Origin of the sequence: Thalassolituus pacificus, from assembly GCF_025318105.1 — a bacterium.
GTDB lineage: Bacteria > Pseudomonadota > Gammaproteobacteria > Pseudomonadales > Oceanobacteraceae > Venatoribacter > Venatoribacter pacificus.
The window spans coordinates 264,276-276,907 of sequence record NZ_JAOANI010000015.1 but is presented as its reverse complement, the minus strand read 5'-3'; the positions used below and the strand labels follow the sequence as shown (position 1 = coordinate 276,907).

Sequence of the window (12,632 nt, the reverse complement as noted above, 5' to 3'; positions counted from 1 at the left end):
CCTGTCTGCTTTAATTAAGCCTGTATTACTTGTTAATCCACTCTGCATATTGCTTGGCAAAATAGGTGAGAATGCCATCGGCTCCGGCACGCTTCATACACATCAGGGATTCGGCCATCACAGCGTTATCATCCAGCCAGCCATTTTGTGCAGCGGCTTTGTGCATGGCGTACTCACCACTCACCTGATAAACAAAGGTTGGTACCTGAAATTCATCTTTTACCCGACGGACGATATCCAGATACGGCATGCCCGGTTTAATCATCACCATGTCGGCGCCTTCGGCCAGATCCATGGCCACTTCGTGCAGCGCTTCGTTGCTGTTGGCCGGGTCCATCTGGTAGGTTTTTTTATCGGCTTTGCCAAGGCTGGCCGCCGTGCCCAGAGCATCGCGGAAGGGGCCGTAATAAGCGGAAGCGTATTTGGCTGAGTACGCCATGATGCGGGTGTTTACAAAGCTTTCTTCTTCCAGCGCCTGACGGACATCACCGATACGGCCATCCATCATGTCGGATGGGGCAACGATATCGGCACCGGCTTCCGCATGAGACAGCGCCTGTTGCACCAGGGTTTCTACCGTGCGGTCGTTCAGCACATAACCGTCATGATCGGTGATGCCGTCCTGGCCGTTGAGGGTGAACGGATCGAGGGCAACGTCGGTAATCACGCCCATTTCCGGTACCGCATCTTTAATCGCCCGCACGGCACGTTGTAACAGGCCATTCGGGTTAAAGGCTTCTTCGGCAAATTCGGATTTAGCGCTGGCTGGCGTTACCGGAAACAGGGCAACCGCCGGAATACCCAGCTTATACAGGTGCTTAACTTCAGCCACCATCAGGTCGATGGACAGGCGATCAATCCCCGGCATTGAGGCAATGGCTTCGCGTTCCTGATGACCTTCCAGCACAAACATCGGATAAATCAGGCTGTCGACCGTTAACTGAGTTTCACGCATCAGGCGGCGGGAAAAATTGTCGCGGCGGTTACGGCGCAGGCGGGTTTCCGGGAAAAAGCGTTGAGCATCGCTGAAAGCCATGAGGAATCTCCTGATCGGGAAGGGAAATGAAAAGTATGCCAATTGTAGCTGAATCGGTGCTGATATAACGCAACTTTATTGAGTGGTGGCTCATAAACACAGCGTTGATGCCTTAGCGCTAAACAGCGGATTTCTGCAGATTTTCTGCCTTCCGTAAAGTGCTGCGCAGTATGCCGGGCAATTATGAAGCTTTTATGCAAACACGCCATTTGCTATTGGCACCACCGTCGTCGTTTTTACGTGCGTGAATGATATGAGTGAATGATGCGTGCAGTGTCAGGCAGGCCAGTATTGTCCGACAAAATTGGCGCTGGCGAACCTGCATCACAGGCCGGGTTGTTTGTTAGTTTGCGTCGATACTCTGAGCGCGTTCTCGCCTGAAAAAAACAAAAATCCAGGAATCGCTATGACAGTGACAACACACATTATTCAGTCGGGCCCTGTGCGCCTGCACGCCCTGACCCGCGGCGAACCGGCCAACCCGGCGCTGGTGCTGGTGCATGGCTATCCCGATAACCACAGCGTCTGGGATGCGGTGGCCGAGCGTCTGGCGCAGCAGTTTTATGTGATTGCTTATGACGTACGCGGTGCCGGTCAGTCTGACAAACCGCAGAAAACCGCCGATTACCGCATGCCACTGCTGGCGCAGGATCTTCAGGCGGTGGTGGATACGCTGATTCCGGGCCGCAGGTTTCATCTGGCGGCGCATGACTGGGGTTCCATTCAGAGCTGGGAATCGGTTACCACGGATGCTTTAAAAGGCCGGATTGCTTCATTTTCCAGCGTGTCGGGGCCTTGTCTCGACCACATGGGATTCTGGATGCGTAAGCACCTGTTCTCCACGTCATTCAGCAATATCAGCAAGGCCGTCCGTCAGTTATTCAGCAGCTGGTACATCGTTTTTTTCCAGTTGCCGCTGCTGGCGCCGCTGATGTGGCGTACGGGGCTTGCCAAAGTCTGGCCGGCTTATCTGCGCCTGCGTGAAGGGGTTAAAGAGCCGGAAGCCAACCCAACCCAGCGTGATGACGGTGCCATTGGTGTGCGTCTGTACCGCGCTAACTTTATGAACAAAATGTTCCGCCCCGAACAGCGTGTGGCACATTGCCCGGTGCAGCTGATTGTACCGACCGGTGACAACTATGTTGGCACTCAGTTGTTCAGCGAATTAACAGACTGGGTTGAACATTTGTACCGCCGCGATATCGACGCCACCCATTGGGTGCTGCTTACCCATGCGCCACAGGTGGCGCAATGGATTGCTGATTTTGCCCACACCATCGACAGCAATCAGGAAGACAGCGCACTGCGTGCCGTGCGGGTATCTGCAGTTTCTTCCTCGCCATTTTCTGCCGCGCAGCAGCCCGAACAAGCGTGAATATACAGGAGCCTGATATGAACAATGCCACGTCCAATAACACCGGGCGCCACGAACTGAAAGCGCGCAAAGTGCGCTTTGATCTGGAACAGACTCCGCTGCACTGGATTCCCGGTGACGCGCTGGCTTCGTATATGACCAACGCCATCCACCTGCTGCTGCCGGAAGGCGAGCTGTGGTTCTGCCGTGTCTATAACAAAGCGCTGCCACTGGTAAACGACGCTGAACTGCGTGCCGATGTTGAAGGTTTTATCCGTCAGGAAGCGGTGCACTCGCGCGTACACAGCGCGGCGCAAAAATATCTGAACCGGCACGAGATAGACTGCGAACCTTTTTTGCAGCGCGTGCGCTTTCTGTTTAAAACCCTGCTGGGTGATGAGCCGCTGGGGCAGAAGTTTCTGCAGCTGAAGATGTTCGAGCGCTCCTGGCTGATAACCCGCGTGGGTATTATCGGTGCGGTGGAGCACTTCACCGGTATTCTTGGCCAATGGGCGATGGATAACACCAGCTGGAATAAAGCCGACCCGGTGATGGCTGACCTGTTTAAATGGCATCTGGCCGAAGAGGTTGAACACCGCACCGTGGCTTACGACCTGCACCGCCATCTGTGCAAAACCCGCATCGGTTTTTACCTCAGCCGCCAGTTGTTAATGGCCTTTGTATTTCCGTTGTTCGTGTATTTTGTCTTTACCGGTACGCGCTTTCTCGCAGCGCAGGATAAAGATGCAGAAGTGCGGAAAATCGGTCGCTGGGGCTGGCTGAAAATGACCCGGAAAATGGAGCGCTGTGGCCGCAACACCGACCACGTACCGAGCTTCAGCTTTCTGGTAAAGGCCACGCTGCGCTGGCTGTCACCGCGTTTTCACCCGATTACCGAAGGTGATACCGCCCAGGCACTGGCTTATATCGCCCGCTCTCCGGCGGCACAGCGTGCCGAAGCAGAAGCCGGCTGAACACGTTATTTTGCACCGAATACTTTGACTCCCCTCTGTCCTCTGTGAACAATGCCCTGCCCGCCAAGCTGTTCTGGCGGGCGAGTCATAACAATAAAGACAAAGGGGCACTTCATGACCGCAGAGGGCATGACCACACAAGCTGAAGGTTTCAGCAAAACCGAGCTGACACTGGCGATGAATTTTCTCGACCAGATTCCGTTTAACAAACTGCTTGGCCTTAAACCGAAACTGCTCAGCGATACCCGCTGTGAATTCAGCATGAATATGCGCGACGATCTGGTCGGTAACTGGCTGCAGGGCATTCTGCATGGCGGCGCAATTTCTACCGCGCTCGATGTAACCGGCGGCGCCATGGCGTTAATCGCGACCTGGCAGCGCATGCATAAAAATGAAATCCCGAAAGAAGACCGGCCGAAACAACTGGCCAAACTCGGCACCATTGATATGCGTGTGGATTTTCTCCACCCCGGCAAAGGCAAAGAATTTATTGCCAGTGCAACCCTGCTGCGTATCGGCAATAAAGTGGCCGTAACGCGCATGGAATTTCATAACGAAGAAGGGCTGTTAATCGCAGTGGGTACCGGTACCTATCTGTGCGGCTGATATCTTTGATATTCGGCTGACAGTGTGCTGATTCCGGCCTTACTGCCTGATTAATATCAGGCAGTATTCAACCCACAGGATATAACTCATGGATGAACTGCTCAGAATTATTTTCCTCACCGCCGGTGCCTTACCCTTGCTGGCGTATCCTTTTATGGCGGTGGCGAGCCTGATGGGCTTGGCCAGTAAGCCCGGCATAAAAATTCCCCTGTTTAACCGCCTGATGAACACGTTCTTTCTGTGGGGAACGCTGCTGTATCCGCTGGTTTTTTTTAGTTGTTATAAATTGAGTGAAGCGGATGGTGGAATCAGCGGTGAATATTCGCTGATAGTAGAGGTTTTGCCGGTGATTTTTTTGTGCTTATTGTGGGTGAGTTTTAAGTTTATGGATGTTCCGGGAAAGGGCAGAGAGTAGCCGCTGAACGGGTCAGATCAGAAAAATTATCGCTCGCTACCGCGGCCTGCAAGCGCATAATTCGGGCACATAAATTCAGGCGCATAATTCAGGCACAAGGCTGCATAGTAAATCAGATGCTGTATTGTAGGAGTGGATCTTATCCACGACAGGCCAGAGCACTTCATTCACACGGAAATGTAGGGTGGGCACTGCCCACCAGATCAGTGCGGTTATTGCTTAAAAGAATGACGAAGTAATCTCCCGTACCTGTCCGCCGTCATATCAACAACATGGTCGCGTCGTTGGGCTCCTCGCAATGACGATATTCATAACCAACACCGCACCGTAGGAGCGGGCCATGCCCGCGAGACTTCAGAGATAGTTTTCTGCTGTGTGAGCGGCGTATTAATTCGGTGAGTTCAGCGCCAGCTTGTTGCCTTCTGAATCCAGAAACAAAGCAAAGAACCCACTGTTATCGGCGTGAGCCGTCTTTTCCAGAATGACCTGACCACCACTCCCGGTGACCCTATCCAGCATTGGCTGTAAATCATCGCCGGCATTGAGATAGACAGTGACGCCACCTGAAGAAGGGATATAGCCCTCACCCTTTACAATCACCGCAGGAACCAGCTGGCCTTCGTAAGGCAGGATACCCATCTCCATACCCGGCATCTCCATACATTCGATGTTTACACCCAGTACCGCCTGATAAAACGCCACAGCTCTTGCAAGGTCGGTGGCAGGGATTTCAAACATTGCGATATAACTGTTCATACTGTCGGCCTTTGATAATTAGCAGAATGGCGGTTCGTTGATAAACCGTATTCAGAGACTACATCAACAGCCTGACAACTCATTGTACAAATACGACAGCGCTTATTGGTAAAACAGCGATGATAGCTCCATATGCTTATGCCCAAGAAACTCCTTTGGACTGACCCCGGTAAACTCTTTAAAATCCCGGATAAAATGCGCCTGATCGTAGTATTTGCTGGCGTAGGCGATGTCCATCAGTTTGTCGTCTTTATTGTTAAGCAGCATTGTCAAAGCCCGTTGCAAACGAATTACCTTCCCGAGTTGCTTTGGGCTGATCCCCACCTGTTGCTGGAATTTTCTTTCTAAACGGCGTCTCTGAGCCGGGTCCTGTTTGGTTATCGCAGCAATCGGTGTATTCCCGGATGACGCTATCAGGGCGTCGATCGTTGTTTGTATGATGTTGTCGACAACCTGTTGCTCATTCAGCTTTGACTTCAGGAACGCTTCAATAATAGTAATTCTGGACGGTGTATCCTTCGCCTGAAAAATTGCCTGGGTTAAATCATCAGCCGTCTTTTCGCCAAACAATTCAGCCAGCGGGGTTTCGGTATTCACCAGATTGTTAATCGGTGTAGAGATAAGGCTGGCAAAGCTGTGCGGGTAAAAGCGAATGGCAAAGGTATTAACATACCCCAGGGGTTCAATAAAAAACGGGGTAGTGATCTGACCCAGAACCATCGCCCTTGGCTGGATAATAAACTCGTCATCCGAGACATAACGTTTTATATCGTCACCCAGAATAAATGCCATCTCGATGCTGCCATCGGGAACAATACGCTGCTTCAGGTGATCATCAGAAGACGGTACTTCCAGGGTCCAGTAACAACTGATAATGGCATCCAGTTCCGTATCGGGTTGAAAGGTCTGATAGTCCATTTTTTATACTCCTTCGTCAGGCTCCGGTCACCAGCCGTGAGTGCACCAGTATGAGGTGAGCATGCCCAAATCACCAGCAGAGGCTTCAACGCGAGTTGTGATGAGCGGCGCTTTCCGGCTCCGGCATGCTTTACATTCGTGCTTGCCCGCTTTGCCGGAGGGTAGTAAGTTAAACATCAAATGTATTAACAGCTTGCACTTATGGCGTACAAGTTGACTGGTTAATGCAGCTCGTAGGAAAAATAAGTTAACAGGCGTGTACGTTTCCAAAAAGGATTTTCGAGTTATGGATGATTTCTCAGCGGGGTCAATAAGTTACGCGGAGTTTATCGAAAGAGTCGCTCGGGATAAGTGCGCAAGCACACTAATACACGGTTATGTATCTGAGTTTTAGCGTCGGTATGATTAAGTATTCATGTTTTTTAATGCTAATATTTTTGAGTGGTTGTGTCGCTTTTCCCCATAAAAATATTTCAGTTCCAGGTTTTAACGTAAGTATTACGGACAAAGATGTGACTAAAGAATATTTGAGTACGGGATCACCATTGGATGAATACAGCTGCAGTACATCTACTGAAATGGTGAAGGTAAACGATAACTATTATAAGTTAAATCCTGAATATAGTTGGATTGACAGTATTCTGTTGATTCCGGCTCACTGTGTTATCACAGTGTTTATTTGTGGTTTAACTGACAAAGGTGAGGCTAAGCAGTGGCAAAATAATATTGGTGTGTTCTGTAATAAAATTCCAACCAATATGGATTATAATTGCGGTACATTCCGAGGGAGTTTTAAATGTGAGTCAAGAACATAACAAAAACCTGCATAGGCCGTTTTGTTCCGCCGCTTAATTGTGCGCTCGCCTGTGCTCACTATTGCATAATTGCTCCACTCCACCAAACACCTCTGAGGTTGGCGTTATATGCCCGGAAAGAAAATAGCGGAAAGAAAATAGGAAATATACAGGCGCTCTAATAATTCAGATTGTGTTGGGTTGCTCACAGATCCGATAAATGGCCGATTACCTGTCGTCGGAAAAATGCTAAAGTCCGGCATACCTGTATCAGGTCATTTTTCTATCAATAACTTCCTCAGGGAATCAAGAGGCTATTTATGTCTGAAAAAGTTAACAAAGAATTCTGGTTGGGCCAGTTATTTACTTTATTAGCGACGGTAGTTGGTGTTTATCTGGCAGCTAATTCCGGTTTTGAAAAAGCCATCGAATTTGAAAATCTGCAACATCAGCGGGATGTTTACCATGTGCAGCAGTCGTTGCTGGGAGAAATACAGGTGAATACCGAACGTTTACAAAGTTGGGTCGATGAATTTGATAAGGCACCACAGAGTAACAGTATGAGTATGCAGCCGGATAAATACCAGCTGGATACGTTTTTCTGGAATGCTGCCCAGGAAGGGTCTGCAATTTTTGAAATGCCACATCAGTACGTCAGCGGTATTTCGGCCTTTTACCAGCGTGCTGAATATCTGCGCAGCCAGCTGTTGTCCGGTAACCCGTTTGAAGCACCGAAAGCTTCGGAAAAACTGCGCCATTTAACCACTGATACCCGCACTCAGTTATTAAAAAATATTCAGAAGCATGTAACAGAGCAAAAACAACAATTACAGAAAACCGGATTAATCTGATTTTATTGTGACTGGCTCCGGCCAATAAAAAATTCGTCAGCATAACTGAATTTCTGACGGCTATTTTATGATCCAGTAACAGAGCCAGTCAGCAAGACGAAGAAATCAGAAAGCATTATTTTCATAGGAGTAGATGATGAGTAATTGGGACACTAAAACTGCAGAGTGGTATGCAGAAAAATATGGAGAATATGCCACAAATAAGCTTGGCGTGGGTGCTTTGAAACTACCCGAAGACTCAACAGTGGTTGATATTGGCTGTGGTACTGGTTGCGCTTTAAGGCATGCTTCTGAACAAGTAACAAATGGAACCTTGATAGGCATTGACCCCGTTTCTCGCATGGTCGAGATTGCTAAAGAACAAACAGTCAACCATGCAGCTGCTGAACGAATCAGGTTCTACGAAGGAGCAGCTGAAAAACTTCCAGTCAAGGATGATATAGCCAATTTTGTCTTTGCTTTTGATTCATTTGATCATTGGCATGATAAGGATCAAGGCTTAAAAGAAGTGCGTAGAATTTTAAAATCAAATGGTAAGTTCATTGTAGTAAAAGACGGCGGTTTGCCGCATGGCAGTGAAGCAAAAAATGCACTTAAGCGAGCTTTAGATTCAGCTGGTTTTGAACTCACCAAAGAAGAAAACCTTGAAGAAGGTGATGTAAATTGCACTCTATGGGTATGTTTGGCAAAAAACTAGGAATTTGCATACAGGGCCGGACACAATCGCCCATTCGGGACAGAGACTCAGTACGGTACTGGCAGGCATTGTACCGAAGGATTGATTGTCAGGCCTTTCCAGATTTACCAAACATTACACCTTTAGCCCTATTGTTTATTGCCTCGGCTTCCGGGCCTTGCTACCTTCGCCGGCCAATGTGGTGCTATATCGCCTTACTGTCCATATCTGAGTGAATATTTCATGTTAAAGCTGTTCAGGATTTCAAGCCTGCTGGAAGGCGTCTCTTATCTGGTTATTCTGTGTGTCACGCTGGGCGTTATCAGCCGGGATTTCGTTTACATGCTTGGTATGACGCACGGTGTGCTGTTTATGCTGTATTTAGTTCTTTCGCTGGCGGCCTCCCATAAGCAGGGCTGGTCGGTGATGACCTGGCTGCTGGTGTTGCTGGCGTCGCTGGTTCCTTTCGCCTTTATTCCGGTAGAGCTGTTTGTCCGCAAAGAGCTGTTAAAGAATGAGCAGGCTGCCGCTACCAATCTGGCGCAAGGCTCCTGATATTCTTACTGTCCGGGGTTGTGTCCGGCTTATAGCAAGAGTCTGGGAGGGGTGTTGGAAGAGGTGTTGGCTGGGTTGCTGGCAGAGGTGCTGGCAGAGGTGCTGGCTGGAAGGTCTGTGTGCCGATGAAAATAGCGCGCAGGCCGATTGAGTCGCTCACCCGCCTTGTCTACAATGGGGCACTTTTTTCTGATGCCAGGTTATAAACATGAGCGACACTAACGCCAAGCCGGCTTTGCCGGATCATCTCTCCGGTAATCCACGTAGCCCACAGCACGTTGCTGAGTGTTTTGAGCACGATATTGGTATCCGCCTGAATGGTAAGGAACGTACCGACGTTGAAGAATACTGCATCAGCGAAGGCTGGGTGAAAATCCCTTCGCCTAAGGCAAAAGACCGTTTTGGCCGTCCTATTCTTATTAAACTGAAAGGCGACGTTGAAGCCTTTTATAAGTAAGTATTTTCCGGGATTTTCTGTGAGTTCTTTCTCTGAGTACCTGCTGTAAATCCTAAGACGCAAAGCACAGGCTTCAGCTCTGTGCTTTGCGTTTTCCCACAAGTCTCTCCCGTCATTCTCTTTTATCTGTCATCCTGCCTGTGCTGCGGTGGAGGCTTCTTTTGCGTTTGGTTGCTTAAACACCGCGCATAATGCCGGCACCAGCAGCAGGCTGATGATGGTTGCGAACAGTACGCCGAACCCTAAAGAAGCCGCCATAGGTATCAGCAGTTTTGCCTGAATGCTGGTTTCGCTCAGTAAGGGTAATACTCCGGCAAAGGTTGTCAGCGAGGTCAGAAGAATCGGCCGGAAACGGCTGCTGCAGGCCTGTAATAATGCTTCTGCTATTGGCAGCTTTTGCGCTTTTAACTGATTAAGCCGGTCGAGCAGCACCAGATTATCGTTTACCACCACACCGCTGACGGCGACCATGCCGACATACGACCACAGGGTCAGGTCGAGCCCCAGTATCAGGTGTCCGACGACCGCACCGAGTAAACCAAAAGGAATGGCAAACAGTACCAGCAAAGGCTGGGCATAAGATGCAAAGAGTACGGCCATCAGCAGGTACATCACGATGATGGCGAGCAGATAATACTGCGCCAGTAAGTCGAGAAAAAACTGTACCGCGCGCTGATAACCGCCCACGTCCCAGCGCACACCGGGCAGGTCGTGCAGCAGGTTTTGTACGGCGCCCTGCTGCAGGGTCTTTTTAATTCTCTCGGCATTATTCTGGCTGGGGTCAACATAGGCCGACACCATAACCACAGGTTCACGCATAAAATGGCGGATATAAGGGTTAACCGCCTGCTGGCTGTGTGTGGCTATATATTTCAGCGCGACCATCTGGCCGGGTGCGGTTTCGACCGGCAGGTTATCCAGATACCAGGCGGATGCACGTTCTTCTGCATTCAGGCTGGTGCGTACTTCCACTTCGTCATCGTTGTCGTAAAAGCGCTGAATAGTGGTGCCATAAAAAGCCTGATTAACCTGTTGCAGAACAGGGCCGCGGTTGATACCTGCGGCAATGGCTTCGTCGGTTAAGCGGATATCCAATTGCTGGGCATTGTTATCCGGCTGACGCTGCAGGCTGTAAATACCGGAGAAACGCTGCAGATAATCACTCAGGCGTTGTGCTGCAGTATTTAATGCCTGCTGATCGCTGCCGGAAAATTCAATCTGAATATCGGCCTTGGAAGGGTTTACCGTGGCGCTGTATTCCACGTTATCGACACCGGTTATGGCACCGCTTTCAGCCCGCCACCAACGGATCATATCCTGGCCACTGAAAGCCCGGCTGTTTGCCGCCGGTAATTCCAGCATTATCTGCCCGGTATGGTCGGCACGGGCATAGACTTTCTGGTTGGATGGCAGGGTATTGGGCGCGACCACCTGATAAATCCGACGGATCATTTCACCTTCGGCATAACCCGCGCTGGTTTCGACTTTACGGGCGGCAACGGCGAGCTGCTGCAGTGCCTTTTGGGTTGCCTCGCGTGGCGATCCTTGCGGAAAAGTAACTTTGGCTGTGACGACATTGCCTTCTATTTCGGAAAATAATGCCGATTTAATCCAGCCCTGACTAATCAGTAATAACGTCAGTATAAAAGCGGCGGTAAAGACGGCGATAACCGGGTAAGGGTTGTGCACAATCCGCCGTAGCAGAGGCAGATAATAATGTCCGACAACCTGCTGTAAAAAGCGGCTGAAGTATTGCTGCAGGCGATGGGGCTTTGTCGCATTGGCAGGCCTATGGCTGAGATGCGCGGGCAGAATACAGAGCGACTCAAATAACGAAAATAACAGTGTGGTAATAACCACAATGGGGACTGCTTTTATCAGCATGCCTTCAGGGCCGGGGAGAAACAGCAGCGGCATAAAAGCAACCAGCGTGGTAATCACCGAAAATAATACCGGCTTATAAACATCCAGTGTGCCGGACAACGCTGCCTGTGTGCCATGCTCGCCAAGTTCCTGACGGGCGAAAACAGCTTCGCCGACAACGACGGCATCATCAACGACAATGCCGAGTACCAGAATAAAAGCAAACAACGAGATAAAATTAACCGATGTTGATGTCAGTGGCAGAACAAACAGGGTGCCAATAAAAGAGACCAGAATACCCATGCTGACCCAGAACGACAGTCGTGCATTCAGAAATAACAACAGCACAATAAATAACAGCAATAAACCGCTGAGGGCATTGTCCAGCAGCAGGTTTAAACGCTCGCTGAAATTAACCGCTTCGTCCTGCCAGACGTAGTAACTGATATTGGCACTGGCCGGGTGTTGTTGCAGATAGGTATTTACCGCCGCCGATATGGCGGTAATGTCATCGTTGCCACTGCGGTAAATATCCAGCGCCAGAGCGGGTTTACCATTCAGCAGCGCCAGTGCTGTGGCATCGGTACGGGTATCCTGAATGCTGGCAACATCGGCCAGGCGCAGGCGGTTACCGGCGCCATCGCTGGCAATCAATAAGTGCTCATAATCACTGGCTGAACGGAAATCACGGTCATTACCAATCAGTATGTCACCGTCGCCGGTTTCCAGCAGGCCTCCGGCTGCCGGTGCCGCCTGTTGGATCAGCTGGCGGTTGATCTGTTGCAGCTGCAGTGGGTAGCGGTAGAGATCGGCCAGCGAAAACTGAATGCGTATTTCGGGCTTTTCCCGGTCCTGAATTTCTGCTGTTGAAACGGCGGGTAAGGCCAGCAGCTCACGACGTAAACTTTGTGCGCTGCTGAGCAGGTTGGTATAGCTTTCATCACCGCTGACAATAATACGCAGCGCGCGGTTGCGTACCTGAAGAATCTGAATATCGGGCGCTTCGGCCTGCGCGGGCAGTAACGCCGGGTCTGCAAGGCGGCTGCGGATTTCGGCCAGCAGAGCATTGGCATCGTAGCCTTCGGCGATATCCAGCGTAAGGCTGCATAAACCGGGATACGACCAGGAAATTAATTCTTCGCCACCGGCAATATCGTGGATAGCATTTTCCAGTGGTGTGCAGAGTGATTGTTCTGTGGTGCTGACCGAGGCACCGGGATAAAGCACCTGAATACTGATGCGGTCGAGTTCAACATTGGGAATTAATTCCTGCTGCAGGCGCGGTACGGCCAGCAGTCCCAGAACCAGAATACAGAGCATGGCCAGATTAGCGGCCACGCGATGGGTGATAAACCAGCGGATTACTGCACTCATGGT

At 50.3% G+C, this 12,632-nt stretch carries 13 protein-coding genes; 9 read left to right on the top strand and 4 right to left on the bottom strand.

Annotated features, from left to right (window positions below; genetic code table 11):
* Positions 1-25: 25 nt before the first annotated feature.
* Positions 26-1,036, bottom strand: coding sequence for a porphobilinogen synthase (gene hemB / locus NYR02_RS08390; protein ID WP_260975922.1), 1,011 nt, complete (start codon positions 1,034-1,036; stop codon positions 26-28).
* Positions 1,037-1,442: 406 nt separating this feature from the next.
* Between hemB and NYR02_RS08385 the strand changes: the two genes are divergently transcribed.
* From NYR02_RS08385 to NYR02_RS08370, 4 genes are all read left to right on the top strand, one after another.
* A complete protein-coding gene (locus NYR02_RS08385) occupies positions 1,443-2,411 on the top strand; it encodes an alpha/beta fold hydrolase (RefSeq protein WP_260975921.1) in 969 nt (322 codons plus the stop codon).
* Between the two features lie 17 nt (positions 2,412-2,428).
* Positions 2,429-3,364 (top strand): metal-dependent hydrolase, encoded by a 936-nt coding sequence (locus tag NYR02_RS08380; RefSeq protein WP_260975920.1) that lies wholly within the window; start codon positions 2,429-2,431, stop codon positions 3,362-3,364.
* Positions 3,365-3,493: 129 nt separating this feature from the next.
* Complete coding sequence (locus NYR02_RS08375; RefSeq protein ID WP_225691174.1) at positions 3,494-3,970, top strand: thioesterase family protein; 477 nt, start codon at positions 3,494-3,496, stop codon at positions 3,968-3,970.
* Between the two features lie 88 nt (positions 3,971-4,058).
* Positions 4,059-4,385, top strand: a complete 327-nt coding sequence (locus NYR02_RS08370; RefSeq protein WP_260975919.1) for a hypothetical protein — start codon at positions 4,059-4,061, stop codon at positions 4,383-4,385.
* 387 nt (positions 4,386-4,772) lie between these two features.
* Here NYR02_RS08370 and NYR02_RS08365 read toward each other — a convergent pair whose 3' ends face one another.
* Positions 4,773-5,141: a VOC family protein gene (locus tag NYR02_RS08365; RefSeq protein WP_260975918.1), complete on the bottom strand. Its 369-nt coding sequence runs from the start codon at positions 5,139-5,141 to the stop codon at positions 4,773-4,775.
* Between the two features lie 102 nt (positions 5,142-5,243).
* Positions 5,244-6,059: an AraC family transcriptional regulator gene (locus NYR02_RS08360; protein ID WP_260975917.1), complete on the bottom strand. Its 816-nt coding sequence runs from the start codon at positions 6,057-6,059 to the stop codon at positions 5,244-5,246.
* Positions 6,060-6,571: 512 nt separating this feature from the next.
* Here NYR02_RS08360 and NYR02_RS08355 point away from each other — a divergent pair.
* The 5 genes from NYR02_RS08355 (at position 6,572) to NYR02_RS08335 (ending at position 9,392) form a co-directional block, all read left to right on the top strand.
* Positions 6,572-6,874 carry a hypothetical protein gene (locus NYR02_RS08355; protein ID WP_260975916.1) on the top strand — a complete coding sequence of 101 codons (303 nt, stop codon included), beginning with the start codon at positions 6,572-6,574 and terminating at the stop codon, positions 6,872-6,874.
* A gap of 299 nt (positions 6,875-7,173) precedes the next feature.
* Positions 7,174-7,704 carry a hypothetical protein gene (locus NYR02_RS08350; protein WP_260975915.1) on the top strand — a complete coding sequence of 177 codons (531 nt, stop codon included), beginning with the start codon at positions 7,174-7,176 and terminating at the stop codon, positions 7,702-7,704.
* Positions 7,705-7,840: 136 nt separating this feature from the next.
* A complete protein-coding gene (locus tag NYR02_RS08345; RefSeq protein ID WP_260975914.1) occupies positions 7,841-8,401 on the top strand; it encodes a class I SAM-dependent methyltransferase in 561 nt (186 codons plus the stop codon).
* 222 nt (positions 8,402-8,623) lie between these two features.
* Positions 8,624-8,935, top strand: a complete 312-nt coding sequence (locus tag NYR02_RS08340; RefSeq protein WP_260975913.1) for a DUF3817 domain-containing protein — start codon at positions 8,624-8,626, stop codon at positions 8,933-8,935.
* A gap of 208 nt (positions 8,936-9,143) precedes the next feature.
* The gene (locus tag NYR02_RS08335; RefSeq protein WP_260975912.1) at positions 9,144-9,392 is read left to right on the top strand and encodes a DUF3297 family protein; all 249 of its coding nucleotides are present in this window, start codon (positions 9,144-9,146) and stop codon (positions 9,390-9,392) included.
* Between the two features lie 129 nt (positions 9,393-9,521).
* On the opposite strand, the gene NYR02_RS08330 is transcribed toward NYR02_RS08335, so the two are convergent.
* Positions 9,522-12,629 carry an efflux RND transporter permease subunit gene (locus NYR02_RS08330; protein WP_260975911.1) on the bottom strand — a complete coding sequence of 1,036 codons (3,108 nt, stop codon included), beginning with the start codon at positions 12,627-12,629 and terminating at the stop codon, positions 9,522-9,524.
* Between the last annotated feature and the right edge of the window lie 3 nt (positions 12,630-12,632).